The organism is Haloquadratum walsbyi C23, from assembly GCF_000237865.1.
Classification (GTDB): Archaea; Halobacteriota; Halobacteria; order Halobacteriales; family Haloferacaceae; genus Haloquadratum; species Haloquadratum walsbyi.
In genome coordinates this window covers 2344536-2363024 of record NC_017459.1, presented here as the reverse complement: position 1 = coordinate 2363024, position 18489 = coordinate 2344536, and the positions used below count along the sequence as shown (strand labels likewise).

General features: G+C 49.2%; 18 protein-coding genes and 2 tRNA genes. 15 read left to right on the top strand and 5 right to left on the bottom strand.

Annotation, left to right across the window (positions count from 1 at the left end):
• Positions 1 to 17: 17 nt before the first annotated feature.
• Complete coding sequence (locus tag HQRW_RS10545; RefSeq protein WP_014556569.1) at positions 18 to 2504, bottom strand: STT3 domain-containing protein; 2487 nt, start codon at positions 2502 to 2504, stop codon at positions 18 to 20.
• A gap of 403 nt (positions 2505 to 2907) precedes the next feature.
• Between HQRW_RS10545 and HQRW_RS10540 the strand changes: the two genes are divergently transcribed.
• From HQRW_RS10540 to HQRW_RS10470, 14 genes are all read left to right on the top strand, one after another.
• Positions 2908 to 2992 (top strand) — tRNA-Ser (locus HQRW_RS10540).
• A 58-nt stretch (positions 2993 to 3050) separates the two neighbouring features.
• A complete protein-coding gene (locus tag HQRW_RS10535) occupies positions 3051 to 3572 on the top strand; it encodes a 30S ribosomal protein S13 (RefSeq protein WP_014556568.1) in 522 nt (173 codons plus the stop codon).
• 15 nt (positions 3573 to 3587) lie between these two features.
• The gene (locus HQRW_RS10530; RefSeq protein ID WP_011572157.1) at positions 3588 to 4115 is read left to right on the top strand and encodes a 30S ribosomal protein S4; all 528 of its coding nucleotides are present in this window, start codon (positions 3588 to 3590) and stop codon (positions 4113 to 4115) included.
• Positions 4116 to 4121: 6 nt separating this feature from the next.
• Positions 4122 to 4517 (top strand): 30S ribosomal protein S11, encoded by a 396-nt coding sequence (locus HQRW_RS10525; RefSeq protein ID WP_011572156.1) that lies wholly within the window; start codon positions 4122 to 4124, stop codon positions 4515 to 4517.
• A gap of 6 nt (positions 4518 to 4523) precedes the next feature.
• Positions 4524 to 5312: a DNA-directed RNA polymerase subunit D gene (locus tag HQRW_RS10520; protein WP_014556567.1), complete on the top strand. Its 789-nt coding sequence runs from the start codon at positions 4524 to 4526 to the stop codon at positions 5310 to 5312.
• Positions 5313 to 5643: 331 nt separating this feature from the next.
• Positions 5644 to 5728, top strand: a tRNA-Leu gene (locus HQRW_RS10515).
• Between the two features lie 38 nt (positions 5729 to 5766).
• Complete coding sequence (locus HQRW_RS10510) at positions 5767 to 6117, top strand: 50S ribosomal protein L18e (protein WP_011572154.1); 351 nt, start codon at positions 5767 to 5769, stop codon at positions 6115 to 6117.
• Positions 6114 to 6551 carry a 50S ribosomal protein L13 gene (locus HQRW_RS10505; RefSeq protein ID WP_014556566.1) on the top strand — a complete coding sequence of 146 codons (438 nt, stop codon included), beginning with the start codon at positions 6114 to 6116 and terminating at the stop codon, positions 6549 to 6551. Before HQRW_RS10510 ends, HQRW_RS10505 begins: the two co-directional genes overlap by 4 nt.
• The gene (locus HQRW_RS10500; RefSeq protein WP_011572152.1) at positions 6545 to 6943 is read left to right on the top strand and encodes a 30S ribosomal protein S9; all 399 of its coding nucleotides are present in this window, start codon (positions 6545 to 6547) and stop codon (positions 6941 to 6943) included. Before HQRW_RS10505 ends, HQRW_RS10500 begins: the two co-directional genes overlap by 7 nt.
• Positions 6944 to 6955: 12 nt before the next feature.
• Positions 6956 to 7150 (top strand): DNA-directed RNA polymerase subunit N, encoded by a 195-nt coding sequence (locus tag HQRW_RS10495; protein WP_011572151.1) that lies wholly within the window; start codon positions 6956 to 6958, stop codon positions 7148 to 7150.
• Between the two features lie 454 nt (positions 7151 to 7604).
• A complete protein-coding gene (locus HQRW_RS10485) occupies positions 7605 to 7802 on the top strand; it encodes a DNA-directed RNA polymerase subunit K (RefSeq protein WP_011572150.1) in 198 nt (65 codons plus the stop codon).
• 2 nt (positions 7803 to 7804) lie between these two features.
• Complete coding sequence (gene eno / locus HQRW_RS10480) at positions 7805 to 9010, top strand: phosphopyruvate hydratase (protein ID WP_014556565.1); 1206 nt, start codon at positions 7805 to 7807, stop codon at positions 9008 to 9010.
• Positions 9007 to 9846 (top strand): 30S ribosomal protein S2, encoded by an 840-nt coding sequence (gene rpsB, locus HQRW_RS10475; protein WP_011572148.1) that lies wholly within the window; start codon positions 9007 to 9009, stop codon positions 9844 to 9846. Before eno ends, rpsB begins: the two co-directional genes overlap by 4 nt.
• Before the next feature lie 219 nt (positions 9847 to 10065).
• On the top strand, positions 10066 to 11073 hold the full coding sequence (locus HQRW_RS10470) for a zinc-dependent metalloprotease (RefSeq protein WP_014556564.1): 1008 nt from the start codon (positions 10066 to 10068) through the stop codon (positions 11071 to 11073).
• A 173-nt stretch (positions 11074 to 11246) separates the two neighbouring features.
• On the opposite strand, the gene HQRW_RS10465 is transcribed toward HQRW_RS10470, so the two are convergent.
• The 4 genes from HQRW_RS10465 to HQRW_RS10450 all read right to left on the bottom strand — a co-directional run bounded on the left by HQRW_RS10465 (position 11247) and on the right by HQRW_RS10450 (position 15408).
• The gene (locus tag HQRW_RS10465; RefSeq protein ID WP_014556563.1) at positions 11247 to 13055 is read right to left on the bottom strand and encodes an ABC transporter ATP-binding protein; all 1809 of its coding nucleotides are present in this window, start codon (positions 13053 to 13055) and stop codon (positions 11247 to 11249) included.
• A 169-nt stretch (positions 13056 to 13224) separates the two neighbouring features.
• The gene (locus HQRW_RS10460; protein WP_231852310.1) at positions 13225 to 13473 is read right to left on the bottom strand and encodes a hypothetical protein; all 249 of its coding nucleotides are present in this window, start codon (positions 13471 to 13473) and stop codon (positions 13225 to 13227) included.
• 112 nt (positions 13474 to 13585) lie between these two features.
• The gene (locus HQRW_RS10455; RefSeq protein ID WP_014556561.1) at positions 13586 to 14161 is read right to left on the bottom strand and encodes a hypothetical protein; all 576 of its coding nucleotides are present in this window, start codon (positions 14159 to 14161) and stop codon (positions 13586 to 13588) included.
• Positions 14162 to 14190: 29 nt separating this feature from the next.
• Entirely contained in the window at positions 14191 to 15408 is a 1218-nt protein-coding gene (locus HQRW_RS10450; protein ID WP_014555765.1) for an IS701-like element ISHwa4 family transposase, read from the bottom strand.
• A 184-nt stretch (positions 15409 to 15592) separates the two neighbouring features.
• Between HQRW_RS10450 and HQRW_RS10445 the strand changes: the two genes are divergently transcribed.
• Complete coding sequence (locus tag HQRW_RS10445) at positions 15593 to 18415, top strand: AAA domain-containing protein (RefSeq protein ID WP_014556560.1); 2823 nt, start codon at positions 15593 to 15595, stop codon at positions 18413 to 18415.
• The last annotated feature ends 74 nt before the right edge of the window (positions 18416 to 18489 follow it).

Genomic DNA, 18489 nt, shown 5'->3' with positions numbered 1-18489 from the left:
ACAGCAATCACCGACTCTTATCCAGCTACCACATCCTCTTGTGTCACCTCGACCGTTCGATTCCCGATTGTGTAGGTTCCAGGCGTTGCAATACGGATTGTGTATGACCCATCTTTAGTTGGTATTTCACGTTGAGTGATCATTGTGTGTGACCCAACATCCATTCTACCAGAGATAGTGACACTTGTTTTCGTCTCATTAACGGTTCCATTCACCATCGTCCCGGGGACAACAGCGTATGCTTTCTTTTCATCACCTGCATACAGTAGTTGATAATGTGTTCCGAGTCCCTGTCGGTCATGCAATCGGGCATACATCGTTTCGGAGTCAAGTTCTGAAAACTCAGGTATCTCCGAGATAATAATAAATCCAACACGACCCTGTATCTGCTGATACCATTCCTCACTCTCATCAGATCGAAGGAAATCAAGATAATTACTCCGAGCATATCCATAGCTCTGTGAATTGCCGTTGAGATGTGCGTTATACGCTCGATTGTCTCCCCAGCGACTGAGGACATATGTCTCCGGCCAGCTTCGATTCTCAGCAGTAGCGAAGGCATCCATCTCATCAATCGCGCTGGCAGTATCATCACCATATGTCAGTGTAGCTGTCCGAACCGGCGTCATGACAGCCCCAAGTCCCCCGACCAACAGGAAAAGTACAATCACGGCAGTGAAGATTTGTCGTCGACTTGTTCCATCCCTCGAATCTCTACTTCTTTCACGAGTTGATGAGCCGGTTGTGTCTGTGTTCGTGTCTGTATCTGTACTCGTCGCATGACGACGCCATGCAACGCGCTGTTCACTTGTTGACTGTGTGCCGACTCCGACCGGTCGGACAGTTGGAGGGGATATGTCGGTCACCTTTGCGACGAGCCACACGAAACTAATGCCAGTAAGGATCGCCACCGGCAGTGCAAGATGACCAGCGAATCTGACCTGTAACAATGAGAGAATGAATAATGTACCACCATACACACAGACAAGTAGTAAATCACCACGATCACGTGTCCATCCAGTCCAACTGGCCCAGATGAATACAATTATACTCACGAAAATCGCGAGTCCGAAGAAAATGACTGGTGCAAGAATAAATCCAAAGTCAGCGCTGAATAATGACTGTGCCTCAAAGATATTCTCCGTGCCCGGACCTGAAATTAGTCTGTCAGTCTGACTCCGAAACTCATCCCCAAACCGAGGAATCAGCTCAATACTACCGAGTAACACGGCTGCACCACTGAGTACGACCCCGATAGCTGTTATGCGATAATCGAGTCCGACACGTCTGCATCCCTCAGCAACAATCGCGAGCGTGAACAGTGCAATCGCAAGGAGCGTTGGAGGGATGATCATCGTTGTTGATTGCCACCCAAGCGCTTCATGTCCAAGAACTCCGATACCACCACCAATCGCCATGCTCGCAGTCAGTGGTGTTAATCGATATAAGACCGACACATCATGACGAACGCTTGCGAGCGCCCGAATAACGCCATATACTCCAAGTGGCGTTAATAAAAGAGCACCTGCATTCCATGCAAGCGTATGAGCACCAATCCCAACTCCAGCTAAGATAATCCATGGTGTGAGTTCTAGAAGCTGAGATATCGATGTCGGCGATGTCCGCTCATACGCTGCGACTGTCATAAAGACGACAGCGAGAATGGCTACATCGAACGCATGGTGATCGGCAAACCCGATACTCGTTCGGTACGCATGAACGGGCAATGTCGCAAGAATGGCAGTGCTTGCCAGACCAACACGCCGGTCATCACTCAGCCGGGTTCCGATAAGATACACACTCACACCACAGACAACGGCAGCGGCAACCGGATACCACGCCAGTACTTGCTCCGCAGCAGCAGGACCGCCACCGAAAAGTGCTGTTACGATTTGAAGTGTTGCAACGAGGAGTGGTTCACCCTGCTCGATTCCATTAGCGACGGTGAGCGGGCTTCGATTCGCTGTGACAAAATCAAATACCCAATATCGATAGAAGTAGGGATCATTGCCAAGCAAAAGCACATAGCCTTCTTGAAAAACACTCCTGACAGCAACAAGTCGAAACACAACGACCAACGCAAACACTCCAACAACGGAGAGTATACGATCGCGATTATTGGAGATTATCTCTATAACTCGATCTACCGACATATCGATTTGATCACTTAATTGACGTCGACCATGATCATCATCCGATTCTATTTCTGATACATCTGAGCGTGATCCGTCTGTGGCTAGCTCAGTGTTCTCTGCATAATTTAGATCATCTCGATTAGCTAATGCCGCATCAACCGCAGTTGGGTCTGCAAGCGAATATCCATCATCCTGTTTTTCAACAATCCCACGGGAGACTAATTCGCCAAATAATCCAGTATCGGCTTTAATATCCTCGAATGTCCAGACGCTGTGTTCAGTATCAATCTGTAGAATCTCAGTAAAAACACGGTGTGTCTCGGGACGGTCATCGATAATCGCGTCTACCTCATCCCGAATATCGGACATATAACATCTAATTTCTGTGTGTCGGCGTAAAAATATCGTTCGCTATCATTCAACACGACACTGCTACATCAGTAATTATCATGTGTTCTAGTATCTGTCGTCACCGTAGCATTGGGTTACATCACCTATGTAGTGTGCTGTATCAGAGAAACAAAGCGAGATACTGCTGGTGAGGACCACAATCTACTGAGACTCATCGAGGATCCGATTCAATTGATGAGCTTTCACGATATCAACACAACAGCTCTTTTGAACGCTCTTTGCTGATGTATACCCCTTAGACGTGTATAATCGGAGATATACTTTCGTGAGTCTTAAATAGCGACCTCGCTTTGCAATTGATACAATATGATGTAGGGGGATCGACTCCCGAGTCCAAGCGGGCGACAGTATAAATCAGTGTGTTGCGGTAGCCAAGTCTGGCCCAAGGCGCTGGATTGCTAATTCAGTGGCGTAATGCCTCCGGGGTTCGAATCCCCGCCGCAACGCTCATCGAAATCAAAGTTAAGATGAGATACAAATAATCACCGTAATCAACTCTAAGTCATGAGTGCAAATAATACACAAGACGACGCCGCCGAGGAGGAAGATGATGACCTCCAATATTTCGTCCGAATCGGGACGACAGATCTCGATGGGACGAAAGCGGTTGAGCGGAGTCTCACGGACATGAAAGGTATTGGAAAGCGTACCGCACGCATTATTACCGACGTGGCATCCGTCGACCGGCATGCAACGTTTGGTCTTCTTGAAGAGGACGAGATCGACTCAATCACCGATGCTGTGGAAAACCTCGACGACCACATCCCTGGATGGATGACAAACCGTCGTGAGGATTTCTTCAGCGGTGATACCGATCACAAAACTGGAGCAGATCTCGAAGAAAAGCGCCGCCACGACGTTAACCGGATGAAAATGATTGATTCATACAAAGGTGTCCGACACAAGCGTGGTCAGAAAGTCCGTGGTCAGCGCACAAAGTCCACAGGGCGTACTGAGGGAACGATTGGCGTGAATGTCGAAGCAATCAAAGAAGAAGCCGCCGAGGCTGCGGAAGAAGAGGAGTAATCACAGCGATATCATATGTCGACTGGAAGTAATACAAAACGATATGAGACCCCGAATCACCCATATCAGGGTGAGCGTATCGCTCAGGAAGGCGATCTCCTTGGTCGATATGGGCTGAAGAATAAAGAAGAACTCTGGCGAACACAATCCGAACTCCGTGAATATCGGCGTGAGGCTCGCCGACTCATTGGTGAGGCACAGGGTGACGTTTCGGTTGCCGAAGCACTTGGTGAGGAGTTCCTTGACCGACTCCGTCGGTACGGCATCCTCTCAGCGGATGACGATATCAGCAAGGTGCTCGGACTTGATGTTTCTGACATTCTTGAACGCCGACTACAGACAATTGTCTATCGACAAGGGCTTGCAAGCACGCCCAAACAGGCACGTCAGTTCATCGTTCATGAGCATATTACCGTCAATGGCGCGCGTGTTACCCGTCCATCAAAAATGGTCGAAGAGACTGAAGCAAACGCCATTGCGTTCGATGAAAACAGCCCACTCGCAGACAGTCTTCACCCGGCTCGCGCCGAGGGACAGGAGTAATAACACATGAGTGAATCTGAAAATACTGAAAAACGATGGGGAGTCGCACACGTTCACGCATCATTCAACAATACTCTCATCACCGTAACCGATCTGACAGGTGCTGAGACGATTGTGAAGTCATCTGGTGGTGCAGTCGTGAAACAGAATCGCGATGAGGCATCACCATATGCAGCCATGCAGATGGCTGAGTCTGTTGCTGAGGATATCAAAGCAGCAGGCATTGACGGTCTTCATGTCCGTGTCCGCGGTCCTGGCGGAAACGGGAATAAAAGCCCTGGACCAGGTGCACAGGCGACAATCCGTGCACTTGCTCGTGCCGGTCTTGAGATCGGTCGAATCGAAGACGTCACACCAATTCCACACGATGGAACACGTGCACCAAAGAACAGCCGGCTTTAATCACTGATGACAGACGACTTTGACATTGAGTTCATCGAACGCGATACCGATGACCGAAGTGCACGCTTTCTTGTTCGGGGTGTCACCCCTGCAGTCGCAAATGGTATTCGGCGCGCGATGGTTGCCGACATTCCGACATTCAGTATTGAAGACGTTCGCTTTGTCGAGAATTCATCGGTGATGTTTGATGAGATGATCGGGCTTCGATTAGGGCTAGTTCCATTAACAACACCTGTTGATGACTTCGATATCGGTGACACAGTGACGCTTTCGCTTGATATAACGGGTCCACAAACAGCGTACTCCGGGGATATTGTCTCATCCGACCGGCTTGTTGAGCCTGCTGATGAAAACATCCCGATTATTGAACTCAAGGAGAATCACCGACTTGAGCTTGAGGCTGATGCGGTTCTTGACACCGGGAAGTCTCATGCCAAACAACAGGGTGGTGTTGCTGTTGGATATAGGCACCTCCAGCGTATCGAGGTCATCGGTGATGCTGATGAGTTTGCCGATGAGGACCCGCATATCCTCCGAGGTGTTATCGAAGAGGGCGCAGCCGCGCATGCTGTTGATGAGACAGCAACAAATGGGGATTTGATTCCCACGACAGAATTCGATAATGACCTCACGAACCGGTATCCTGGAAAGGAACTCACCGTCTCAGATGTTCCAAATGCCGTTGTCTTTCATGTCGAGACAGATGGATCCTTCAGCGTTCCCGAACTTGTTGAACGAGCAGCGCGCTCACTCGGTGACCGTGCAGCTGAACTTGAGACAAAGGTTGCCATCTGAGAATCAGATTGTCGTATCGTCATAGAATTACACTATATACACGACACACCACACAAATTGAATCGTATGACTGACCCTTCATCTCACTATCGACGCGCCTGTGCTCGCTTGCGAAGCCACGAGCATGTCGATGAATGTGGAGATGACTATTATTCGACCCTGAATTCGACGGCATCCTCTCCACAGTTATCGATACCTGCGGTTGCAGTCATAGACATATCCCAGAGCGTCGAATGTCCGGATTCTGAGGATTATACAGTCGATTCGCGGTCGGTTGGTGTGTATCGGATCGAAAGGAGTATGAAGGGGCATCGAAAAATTCGGAGTGCACGCAGGGATAGCCAAGTTTGGTCAACGGCGCAGCGTTCAGGGCGCTGTCCCGTAGGGGTCCGCAGGTTCAAATCCTGCTCTCTGCACTCCAGTACTGCGGTTTCTCAATACGGAGTTGATATTAATGAGTAAAACAAATCCGAGACTTGATAGTCTCATCGCCGAATTGAAGGCGAAATCCCGTGGGTCTGATGCCAATGTCTGGCAGGACATCGCGGATCGCCTCGAAAAGCCACGGCGCACCCATGCAGAGGTCAATCTTGGGCGTATTGAACGATACGCACGCGAAGATGAGACCGTTGTTGTTCCTGGCAAGGTGCTGGGAAGCGGTGTGCTGCAGAAAAACATCACTGTTGCTGCAGTTGATTTTTCATCGACTGCACAAACAAAGATCGAACAAGTCGGAGATGCTGAGTATCTTCGTGAATATGTCAAAGAAAATCCTGAAGGAAGTAACGTACGGGTGATTCGATGAGTCTTGCAGAATTCGACGCTGATGTTGTCATCAACGCACAAAACTGCATTGTTGGTCGCGTTGCAAGTGAGGTTGCACAACGCGCACTCGAGGGCGAGACGGTCGCAATCGTCAATGTTGAGGATGCTGTCATCACAGGATCCGAAGAAGATGTCATGAGTGTGTATGAGACCCGATCAGAGCTTGGTTCTGATCAGGGACCTGCATATCCATCACGTCCGGATGGAATCTTCAAGCGAGCTGTTCGTGGAATGCTTCCATACAAGAGCGACCGCGGACGCGAGGCACTCTCGAATGTTCGTACATATGTCGGAAATCCATACGACGATGATGGTGAGGCAATCGATGGAACGACGTTGGATCGACTTTCAAATATCAAATTCCTCTCACTCGGAGAGGTATCTGCAAACCTTGGAGCGACAGTCACATGGTAACGAATACATCCGGTAAGAAGAAGACGGCAATCGCTCGCGCAACTGTTCGCGAGGGGAAAGGCCGTGTCCGTATCGATTCCCAGCCAGTCGAGCTTGTTGAACCAGAGATGTCTCGTCTCAAGATGCTTGAGCCATTCCGCATTGCCGGCGAGGATCTTCGATCACAGGTCGACATTGATGTCTCCGTTTCTGGTGGTGGCTTTGCTGGGCAAGCAGACGCAACACGAACGGCAATCGCCCGTGGATTGGTTCAATATCTCAATGATGCAGAACTGCGTGATGCATACATGGACTTTGATCGATCACTGCTCGTCAACGACGTGCGACAGTCTGAACCGAAAAAATGGGGCGGTCCAGGTGCCCGTGCCCGATATCAGAAATCATACCGCTGAGGTGAGCATATCATGATGATACCTGTCCGATGTTTCACCTGCGGTACTGTTATTGGTGAACACTGGGATGAATTTAAACAGCGAGCGCGTGATGGCAACGAAGACCCAGGGGAAGTGCTTGATGACCTTGGCATCAAACGTCACTGCTGTCGTCGAATGATGGTTTCACATCGGGATCTTGTCGACGTCGTTGCCCCATACCAGTGACCCGAATTCACTATCGAGGTCACGCTCGAAATCAACCCGATTCGCAGCAGTTGAGTACACAAAGAAGCGTTCGATCTAGACCCTATACACGCTTCTCCCCGGGTGGATGGGACATATCTGTGGCGTTTTCCACATCGCTTTCAGGCGAGTTATGCTCAGGACTAGCGACAACACTCAATCAGCGGGTAGAACTCAACACTGGCACTGATTTTGATACTGGAACTAGTGACAGCATATCGGTGAGTAGACACTCACATCAAGCGGTCAAAACCGGTACTGATACTAATCTGGGCGTTCGCTCAAACAATATTAGCAAATATATCGATATATGCCCGGTAAACGACCGTCGAGATAGACAAATCAGTACTCATCATAACCGATATCAATATGCTTGCGGTCGCAATGACGCACAGATGTTCGGTTCAATCATATCAATGGAGACGAGGATCATCACATGAGTCACTCACAAACCCATACACAACCAACGTATAATCGGTATGAGAAAGCCCGGATCCTCGGTGCACGCGCACTCCAGATTTCGTATGGTGCTCCTGTGCTCGTCGACACTGAACAATCCGAGCCGATTCTCGTTGCTGCGGAGGAATATGATGCCGGTGTTCTGCCGTTCACGGTCAAACAGGAGGATAGCTGAGAATGACGCAGATAACGAACGTTTCACTGCGTCGTATTCTTGACTCACGAGGGAATCCAACTGTCGAAGCTGATGTCTTGACACAATCCGGCGGGTTTGGACGAGCAGCAGCGCCCAGTGGGGCAAGCACCGGCGAGTATGAGGCAATTGAACTTGACCCTGCTGAGGCAATTGCAAGCGCTCGCGATCATGTAGTTCCCCGACTTATCGATACGGTGCACGCTGGAAATCAACGCGAAGTTGATGCTGCATTGCACGCAGCAGATGGAACAGACAACTTCTCTCAGATTGGAGCAAACAGCGCTGTTGCAATCTCGATGGCTGCTGCAAAAGCCGGAGCAGACGTCCTCGGTGCACCTGTATATCAACATCTTGGCGGGACATTCCGCGGGGAGTCATTCCCGACCCCGCTCGGCAACGTTGTTGGTGGTGGCGAGCATGCCAAAGAGGCAACACACATTCAAGAGTTCCTCTCAGCACCAATTGGTGCGCCGAACGTTTCGGAGGCCGTCTTCGCCAACGCCGCCGTCCATGCACGAGTGTCTGAGATCCTTGATGAGCGCGGTATCCCTGCGGCAAAAGGTGATGAAGGCGCATGGGCACCACCCATTTCTGACGCTGAGGCGTTTAGCCTCGTTAATGATGCAGTCGCCGATGTTGAGGATGACCTTGGCTTTGAAATTCGGTTTGGGCTTGATATGGCTGCTGCAGAGTTATATGACGATGATGTGGGTGGATACGTCTATGGTGATGAGGTCAAATCAACCACAGGGCAAGTCGAATACGTCGCTGAGATGATCGCAGAGTACAATCTCGTCTATGTCGAGGACCCGCTTGATGAGAACGACTATGACGGCTTTGCGACGCTCACTGAGCGAGTTGGTGATCAGACGTTAATCTGCGGGGATGACCTCTTTGTGACAAGCGTTGAACGATTACAAACGGGCATCGATGCTGATGCTGCAAACTCGATTTTAATCAAGCCAAATCAGATCGGTACCCTCACCGATGCATTTGATGCGATTGAATTGGCTCGTGAACATGGATATGAAACAGTTGTCTCACACCGCTCAGGTGAAACTGAGGATGTGACAATTGCACACCTCGCTGTTGCGACTGACGCTGGATTTATTAAGACCGGTACGGTCCAAGGCGAGCGAACTGCCAAACTAAATGAACTTATCCGCATTGCGGAGGATGCAGTATGACAGAAAACGATAACGAAGTGGTCGAGGTCGTGGATGACGACGAAGCAGTGGTCAGCGAGTCCCCTGTTGATGTTGACACAGCGACTGAGGCCGAGGCTGATACCGAGACCGATGAATCGAATGAGACTACCCCGACTGCAAGCGACGCTGCTGGGGACGAGACAACTACCCAGACAGGCAACGAAAGCGCTGATGCTGAGCCTGATGATGAACTTGAAGGACCAACCTTCGATGAGGATGTGATGCCAGATGAAGAGGCAGATCTTCTCATTCCTGTTGAGGATTATCTCTCCGCTGGTGTCCACATTGGGACCCAACAGAAAACAAGTGACATGGAGCGCTTCATTCACCGTGTTCGTGATGACGGGCTTTATGTTCTTGACGTCAGCCAGACGGATTCGCGAATTCGAACGGCTGCGAATTTCCTTGCGAATTACAATCCTGACCAGATGCTCGTCACAAGTTCACGACAGTATGGACGCTTCCCTGCAAAGAAGTTTGCAGACGCTGTCGGTGCACGGGCACGCACTGGACGATTCATCCCCGGCACGCTCACAAATCCTGATTATGCAGGATATATCGAACCTGATGTTGTGGTTGTTACTGACCCAATCGGCGATGCACAAGCGGTGAAAGAAGCAATCACTGTTGGGATCCCGGTCATTGCAATGTGTGATTCGAATAATCAAACGAGCAATACTGACCTTGTTGTACCAACGAATAACAAGGGTCGACGTGCACTTTCTGTCGTTTATTGGCTTCTTGCCAATGAGACGCTTGACCGTCGTGGTGCTGACTCACTGTACGCACTCGACGAATTCGAAGCCGAGATCTGAACGCGAAAAGATACAACCGATACAGCTGATATGTTTATTCGAGTATATATGATAGATGAGCTGTGCGTCTCTGGAAACTGAATTCGTGTATTTGTATAATGGGTTGGTGTAAGATCGTGAGCGTATGCACTGTCGTATGTGCAGCAAATCTAGAGAGATTTGAGTAGAGCCGACACATTCGCGGATAAGGGTTTTGCGCCTTCCGGTCTATATTAGTGTATGAGTCTCTATCAGAGTGTCCGTGCTGTTGCTAACGCCCGTGGTGGCGAGACAGAATGGATTGACTGGCGTGCAACTGCGGAAGCGGCAAAGCAAGCGCGCGATCAGGGAATGCTCACGCTTGATGATGCAGAGCGTCGTGCATACGCAACCGATGTTCGAGATGCCCGGTCTCGACTCCGAACTGTTGGTGGGCTTGAATTTGATATCCCACAGACAATTGAGGTGCAGAACCGACATCACTGGATTGACGCAAATATCAAAACGTTTGAACGAATGCTGGATCCGATTGATATTGCGACACTGATTGACGATACCAATGCGCTGAATGGTCCCTCTGGATATGCAACTCGGATGGTCAACACTGGCTCAATGGCAGCCGCATTGGCATTTCTCTCAGGAAACGTTCTTGGGCAGTATGACCCACAACTCCTCTCGCAAACAACTGATACAATCGAGACAAACGAGAATAACCATGAGCTGTATTTCGTTCATCCAAATATCGTTGATGTTGCCGCAGAATTAGATGTTGAGTATCCACGCTTTCGCCGATGGATTGCATTTCATGAAGTAGCACATGCAGCTGAGTTTGGAGCTGCTCCGTGGCTACGGACACATATTGAAGATCGTATTGAATCTGGACTTGAAGCCCTCACGGGTGGTCGACTCGATCGATCTGCATTCAGTGATGTTGATATTGTCATGACTGCTGTTGAGGGATATGCAGAGCTACTGATGGATCGAGCATTTGATGAGGAGTATGCAGATCTCCGTGCAAAACTCGACGCTCGTCGCGGTGGTGGCGGACCAGTCGCCCAGTTATTCCGACGACTACTTGGGCTTGGTGTGAAGGAACGACAGTATGAGCGCGGAGCACAGTTCTTCGAAACAATTGCTGATCAACGTGGGGTCAAGGCTGCAGCAACTGTCTGGGAGGATCCACGCTACTTACCAGATGAGTCTGAACTTGATAATCCACAATACTGGATTGACCGCGTTAATCCCTGAATTGTATGTCTAACTAGAATTAAGTAATTTAGCGAAATGACGTAGATTATCGTTGAGATATATGCGGCATGGGCTACTTGTAACAGAGTAGATAGTTATATGAGTTATCTGAGAGAAAAAATTCTGTGCTCTCGTTCAATAACCGGTAGTGGATATTCCTTAATTTTTATTCTCTATCCGCTTACCTGGGTAGCATACAATTCTGCATACGTTCCATCCTGACTGATTAATTCATCATGCTGTCCAAATTCAGAGACATTTCCATCCTCGATTGTGTATATCCGATCAGCATTCTTGACGGTTGACAGTCGGTGTGCAATCGTCACGATACTGTATTCGCGATCCATCTGCTCGATTGCTTCTTGTACATCTTTCTCTAGATTGGTATCTAGATCGCTCGTCGCTTCGTCCAGAACCAATATTTCAGCGTCAGCAAGAAGTGCTCGTGCGAGTGCTACACGTTGCTTTTGTCCACCGGATAATCGGATACCATCGTCGCCTAATAGAGAATCATACCCGTTCGGCAATTCATCAAAGAACTCATCGACCCTTGCGATTTCACAGACACGGTCAATCTCTGCCCGCGATGCATCTCGATTGGCGATTGTGAGATTGTATCGAAGTGTATCATCGAAAATAAATGGCTGCTGACGAACAACGGCAAGCCGATTTCTCCATGCATCAATATTCATCTCCTCAATCGATGCTCCATTTGCCGTAATTTCACCATTGTCTGGTTCGTACATCCGCGCGAGTAATGCCGCAATCGTTGATTTGCCTGCTCCAGACTGTCCAACGAATGCAATGAAATCCCCACGATTGAGTGTGAAATTGATTCCTGTCAACACTTGTTCTTCGTCCGTGTAAGAGAACCAAACATCGTTGAAATCAACCCGACGAATTTTATCCGGTGCTTCGTGTGTTGCATCAGTCGGTTCCTCGTATTGATCCAGTTTCTCAATGAACTGCTGTGTTCGAACCAGGTGTGGAAGCTTATTTTCGACACTGTATAATAATTGATTCAGCCGACTTGCTTTCGGACCGGCACGGAACATTGCAAAGAGGAAGACAGCGAGTGACCCAAGTGACAAATCCGCGAAACGCAGTGCGAAAAATATCAACACAAACACAGACACAGCAACAGCAAAATTATATCCACTTTGAAGAGCAGCCTCATTCCGCCGTAACTTGATCTGAGACGTCGTGAACTTGTCTACGGCGCGTGCAAAATCCTCCCGAAGCTCATCGGCGATTCCAAAGATTCGAATATCACGAATTCCCTGTGTGCCGGCTTGTGCGGCTTCTTGTCGTTGTTCGTTCGCATCAGCGACTTTATCACCAATATCATATCCTGAATCGAGAACATTTCTGAGTAAATAAGTCAGCCCTCCAAGGAATACGATGGTAAATGTGGTGAGGGTTGGAGAAAGAACAAACGCGATAGAGAGATAGACAAGCGTAAGTAAAGCTGTCTTAACTAGATTAATTGTATCACTAATTACTTGTCCAGCAAATTTTGTCTGCGTAACAATCGCATTCAGGATATCATCAGATCCTTCCTCATCATAATAGGATATCTTCGCATCGAGTGCATGATCAAATGCTTCCTTTTGCAAATAGCGAACGTAATATGTTCGAATAGTCGCCTTGAGCCACGCTATTGAAAAACTTCCTGTATAGCGGATGGCCATAGCGACTGCAACCCCGACGACAACCGTTCCGAGTGTAAATGGAATATTCAGAATCTGATACCCCGTCACGAATATTCCCATTATTCCGTCTGCCTCAGCAACTGGATCACCGCTCGTTTGCACCAACTCAACGACAGGAAGAATAAATCCAAGACCAATTCCCTCAAATCCGGCGACAATAACCCCGAGTATGATGATTCCTGCAGTCAATCGTGGGGCAAATTGTGCGACTTGCCAGAGTGCGCGGAGTTTTTCACGCCAAGAAGGTGCACCGGTATCAAAATCACTCATGTGATAGTTCGTGTCTTGTTAATGTGTCAAGCGCGAGTATTTAATCCCACCTAACTCTCTTCGAATTAGTGATATACTCTCCGGGTGATGTGATTACAACATTACAATACCCACCCGGTGGACCCATCGATCAATATGTCCGTCGAGAAGCGATGACACGCTCTGACGATTAGCGACTAGTCTTCACAAACAGCGACTGCCACCACTGAACTAAGAACCATAATAACGCGCTTCCAAGCGCCAATCCACCAATAAGACCAGCAGCAATAATAGTAATTCCTCCACCAGCCTGTAGAGCGGTGAGCCCGCCAGATGCGCTGACGAGCGCAACAAATCCAATCTTTAGATTCCGACCGGCGATTGTCCGCTCGTCATCGGTCATGCTTGGTCCGACCATTACACTGCTACCATACGTCACATCATATTTCAAATAATATGATACTGGTGATTGCAGCGAATTATCCTCACTATCGCCAATTCGTCAGCATCTCAAAACGAAGACGATGAAATCAATAATGCTCTCTCTATCCTCACTGGAATCCACGACTTACCTCGTCACTCTCAACGAGGTCATCAAGATCCTTTGCAAGTAAGTCATCAGTATCTTCAAACGTCTCAGTAAGCTTATCTAGCTCCTCTGGTCGACCATCGAATTCATATTTCATTGGACCAAACGCCGGGCTTTCAAGCGCGTCCATTACGTCGGTGAAGAAATCATCAGGTGAGGTCGGTGCTTCAGAGTGAACGCGAACGGTCTCCTCAAGACGCTTTGCCATCGACTCTGCATGTTCTTCATCACTTGGTGGTGACTGTACTGCAAACCGACCTTGCTCCTCAGATTCAGTATCTTGTTGTCGGTTTTGCTGTGGGAGCAGTGGGTCAAGTTCATCATCAATCCGTCGTGCAACCTGAGTCCCGACACCTCGGAGTTCTCGCGGGTTTTTTGCATACGTCTTCAGTTCATATACTCCGGCATTTGGATGCCCTAAGAAGAGGTCCTCACCAAGACCTTCCTGTCGCGTTCCAGCAACGGCTCGCCATCCATCCGGGTCGACATCCGCCTCTGTTACGTCCGTTAGAATATCTTGCCAATCTCTGATATGCATAGATATATGTAATACTCGACTCTGCACGTTTATAAACTACCCTCAGAATGGAGAAAGAGGTGGTCAATGTCTTCCATCAGTCCATCGAGATCGCGGTCTGGTTGATCGCGCACCCAGGAAAACATGTTGTAGATCGTCTCCTTGAGACCGTGTTCGAGTTGTGATCGGAGCGACGAGGCTTTCGAGACAAGTCGCTCCGAGGCGCTCGATTCCGGACCAAGCCGAAGAAGGCTGTAGGCCAGCATCTGAAGGTGCCAGTGACGACTGGCACCGTCAGAATCACGAACCTCGCAGTCTCCTAAGCCAAGATCCTCTTTCGAGTCCTCGAAGAATGTCTCTACTCGCCATCTGTACGAATAGCTCCGAATAATGTGTGCCGAAGGCGCGTCAATCTTGCTCGTCGCAAGATACTTTACTGGATTCTCTTTGTCCTCATCGGTAACCTTCTCTGTGATTACCAGCCGAACTTCACCTAATTTCGAGACAGGGACTGTCTTAGTCCAAATTTTGTACGTTTCACCGTCAACTTCTCGCTCTTCCTTGTCGATGCACTCTTCGAGCGCATCGACGCGTCTCTCTTTGTTCGCGTAGGTCACCTGTCGGTTGCCCCGTAGTGGTCCAATCCAGTCCTTGCCGTGTGATTCGACGTGTTCGATCAGACCGGAGTCATGAGCAAACCATGCATCGAAGAGGTAGGTGCCCGCAGGCACACCTACCTCTTCTTCTAATTCCGTGATTATCTCTCGTGCGAGGTCGTATTTTGTCTCCTGTTCGTCTTCCTCGTCCTCGTCGTCGACCTTCTCGTACTGGCGAAAAGCAAGTGGATAGGACGTTTTATCATCGGTATAGAACGCGTAGACGAGGTTCTGTCCCCAAACAGGCTCACCCTCAGAGTGATCGTAGAACTCTCCAGCACCGGGAAGGGACTTCCCGGTTCGCTGGATGACTGAATCGTCAATAACGATATAGCCGTTTTGTGACCAGCGTGTCTCTCCGTGTTTTTGCAGTTCCTCTAACCGCTCGTGATTGAGCTGATCCTCATCCCAATCGTATTCGGTGATGAACTTGTTGAGTGCTCGGTCACTTCCGGCAGGAAGGACCTCTCGTGCAATTCCGGTTACAGTCTTGCTGCGGCCCGCAGCAAGACCTGTCACGTACGTTTTGGCGTGAGTCGTTTGATGATATGATAGCGAGTCGAATTCATCCAGCACGTCGGTGCACGAGAGGAAATCCGTAATCGGCAGCATCAAGTTTCAATGCTGCCTACATCACGCCCCTATTTAAACGTGCAGAGCCGAGTGTAATATATGGAGTCCCGAGTGAAAGAGGATAACGGCTATCTCCATGTCACATGCGCAATTGAATCATTTTTAATTCAACTATAATAATACGACCGATAGCGTCTTACTCGTCCACCCGGAGATATGCGATGTGCGAATCCGTGGACAAATCATCAGGATTGATGACGAGCGTGAGGTCACCACAAACCAAGGATCGCGGACGCTTGTTGAGGTAACTCTCCGTGTAGATGACCTTCCGGCAAATGAAACTGCCGAACTCGATATTCCTGATTCATCTCTCACAGAGGATCCAATCCGAACGCTCACACTATGGGGTGACTGGGCAGAGACGATGACATATGCTGAACCCGAGATGGAGTTGCTTGTGACCAATGTTGATCTCGATGAATATCGCGGGGATCCACGATACTCAACGACGAGTGACTCGTATGTCATTCTTGAGCCCTCGTTCATTGTTGATGTCACAGATATCCGATCATGGGTGCAATGTCCACGGATGTATTATTTGAACAAGCTCTCTGGCATTCCACTGAAATATCCCGTGGTGAAGGGAACAATTGTCCATGAGGTCTTTGGGGATCTTCTTCGTGGTCGTGACCTTTCCTCCTCGATTGATGACCGTGTTGATGAGGCTGGACTTGAGTTGGGTCTGCTTGGTCGCGATGCCGATGCTGTTCGCGAGGAAGTCAGACAGAATGCAACTGCGATTGAGGGCTGGCTTGACCAGGGAACGCTTGGTCGATCTGAAGATACATGGCGCTCAGAGCAAACACTCATTTCACCGACGTTTGGAATCAAAGGGCGTGCTGATGCACTCCGCCGAGGTATCCCTGTTGAGCTCAAAACCGGGAAGAACACAGATCATGACCCTCGATTCCAGGATAAAATTCAGGCGGCTGCGTATGCGCTCATTCTTGTCAATCGCGGTATCGATGTGAATACAGGGACCCTACTTTATACAAAAAACACGGCTGTCGACCGGAATGAAGAAACGGGTGATCTCTCTCCAGCAAAGGATTTCTCGATTGCTCCCGGGTTACTGAAATTCGTTGTCCGCAAGCGAAATGAGATTGCTGCGATGGAACACGACATGTCTATTCCAACCGGATATGAAGCAGATGCAATCTGTGAATATTGTTTCGAGCAGGACACATGCCGTGTCGTTGCCGGACGACTTGATCAAGAATCAAAAGCCGGGCAAGTTGGGCAGACACTCCCTGCTGATGAACGAGAGTATCTTGAGCAGTTCTATCACGCGATTGAGCGTGAACGTCGTGCTGTTCACGATGAATACCGAAAGTTATGGACACAATCCCCAAGTGAACGGGCGAGTGATGACAGAGCACTCATCAATCTGACACCAGCAGGAGCCACACAACTCGACACTGGAAGATGGGAAATTCGTGCAACTCGTGATGACGATGCTGTCTCAAAACTTCGAAGTGGGGACACTGCCCTTGGGAGTAATGGGAATCCAATCACAGGACAGTCAGAGGTGTGTCGAATACAGACACTTGATGCAGATAATAACGGTGATGGAACGATTGTTGTCACCGCAGATGAGAAAATCACACTGAAGCGACTTGATGTCTATCCATCTGAGATTGGTATTGATCGGATGTTAACGGCGCTTGATGATTTCATTCTTCGCGGTGATGACACACAGAAGGCTGTCTTCTTCAATCGCCGTGAGCCAACATTTAGTAATCGTGCGGATGAGACATACATTCCGAGTAACGACGCACAGAACCGTGCTGTAAAACGTGCGGTCAATGCTGAGGACTTTGCACTTATTCATGGTCCTCCTGGCACCGGCAAGACGTATACGATTGCACAACTGCTGTCAGTTCTTGTTGCCCGTGGTGATCGTGTACTTCTCTCAGCGTTCACGAATCGTGCGGTCGATAATGCACTTACAGCTGTCCGTGATCCGGATGTTGATGTTTCCGATGAGAGCATTGTTCGTGTCGGGACGAACGCCGGGATTGATGATTCGATGCAGGATGTCAAACTTGATGACACCGGCTCCCCGGCGGCATGCGCAACAGCACTTCAATCGGCGTCAGTTGTTGCTGCGACGACAGCAACGTGTGGGTCGCGAGTTATGCGTGAGCAGTCGTTTGATATTGCCGTCATCGATGAAGCGTCACAACTGACCGAGCCAAATACACTTGCTGCAGTTGCTCTTGCAGACCGCGTCGTTCTTGTTGGTGATCATCAACAACTTCCGCCGGTTGTTCGCGCTGATACTGATCTTCAGACGTCACTATTCGAGCGACTTATCGACACGCATCCTGAAGCATCAGTCCTGTTGGATCGACAATATCGGATGGCACAGCGGATTCAGGCCTTTTCGTCACAGAAGTTCTATGATGGTGAATTACGACCAGCGACACGAACGGTCGCAACGCAGCGACCAACTGACCTGCTTGATGAGACACCTACTGGTCCTGCAACAGATGGCGGCGATAGCTATCGACAACAAAAACAACAGCGATTGGACGCACATCAAAATGATCAAACAGAAACCCACACGCTTCCAGCACATCTTCGGGATCCAGTCGTCTTTATTGATCCAGACGGGACCCGAGATGGCAACACAAATCTAACTGAAGCTGACCGTATTGCAGATATTGTCACGACATACATCGATGCGGGTGTTGACCCATCTGACATTGGTGTTATTGCCCCGTTTCGGGCACAGGTCGCTGCGATTAGTCAACGAACATCAGTAACAGTCGACACCGTGGATCGATTCCAGGGGTCAGCAAAGGAGATTATCATTATCTCATTTGTCGCCACCAACTCACTTGAGGAGCCGATCTTTGAGGATACCCGCCGCGTCAATGTTGCAATTACGCGCGCTCGAAAGGGACTTGTTCTTGTCGGGGATACGGCGGCACTCTCATCAGATCCCTTCTATGCAACACTGCTCGAATGGGCGAAGCAATAGCACGTTTGTCTCATATTGTCTGTCTATTATTTGTCACCATTGCCAATACCGGTGAGACTTGTATTTTCCATATT

Bases quoted from the DNA above. Each gene is read 5' to 3' on its own strand.
- HQRW_RS10545 (WP_014556569.1), bottom strand. From the start codon at position 2,504: ATGTCCGATATTCGGGATGAGGTAGACGCGATTATCGATGACCGTCCC.
- HQRW_RS10535 (WP_014556568.1), top strand. From the start codon at position 3,051: ATGAGTGCAAATAATACACAAGACGACGCCGCCGAGGAGGAAGATGAT.
- HQRW_RS10530 (WP_011572157.1), top strand. From the start codon at position 3,588: ATGTCGACTGGAAGTAATACAAAACGATATGAGACCCCGAATCACCCA.
- HQRW_RS10525 (WP_011572156.1), top strand. From the start codon at position 4,122: ATGAGTGAATCTGAAAATACTGAAAAACGATGGGGAGTCGCACACGTT.
- HQRW_RS10520 (WP_014556567.1), top strand. From the start codon at position 4,524: ATGACAGACGACTTTGACATTGAGTTCATCGAACGCGATACCGATGAC.
- HQRW_RS10510 (WP_011572154.1), top strand. From the start codon at position 5,767: ATGAGTAAAACAAATCCGAGACTTGATAGTCTCATCGCCGAATTGAAG.
- HQRW_RS10505 (WP_014556566.1), top strand. From the start codon at position 6,114: ATGAGTCTTGCAGAATTCGACGCTGATGTTGTCATCAACGCACAAAAC.
- HQRW_RS10500 (WP_011572152.1), top strand. From the start codon at position 6,545: ATGGTAACGAATACATCCGGTAAGAAGAAGACGGCAATCGCTCGCGCA.
- HQRW_RS10495 (WP_011572151.1), top strand. From the start codon at position 6,956: ATGATGATACCTGTCCGATGTTTCACCTGCGGTACTGTTATTGGTGAA.
- HQRW_RS10485 (WP_011572150.1), top strand. From the start codon at position 7,605: ATGAGTCACTCACAAACCCATACACAACCAACGTATAATCGGTATGAG.
- eno (WP_014556565.1), top strand. From the start codon at position 7,805: ATGACGCAGATAACGAACGTTTCACTGCGTCGTATTCTTGACTCACGA.
- rpsB (WP_011572148.1), top strand. From the start codon at position 9,007: ATGACAGAAAACGATAACGAAGTGGTCGAGGTCGTGGATGACGACGAA.
- HQRW_RS10470 (WP_014556564.1), top strand. From the start codon at position 10,066: ATGAGTCTCTATCAGAGTGTCCGTGCTGTTGCTAACGCCCGTGGTGGC.
- HQRW_RS10465 (WP_014556563.1), bottom strand. From the start codon at position 13,055: ATGAGTGATTTTGATACCGGTGCACCTTCTTGGCGTGAAAAACTCCGC.
- HQRW_RS10455 (WP_014556561.1), bottom strand. From the start codon at position 14,161: ATGCATATCAGAGATTGGCAAGATATTCTAACGGACGTAACAGAGGCG.
- HQRW_RS10450 (WP_014555765.1), bottom strand. From the start codon at position 15,408: ATGCTGCCGATTACGGATTTCCTCTCGTGCACCGACGTGCTGGATGAA.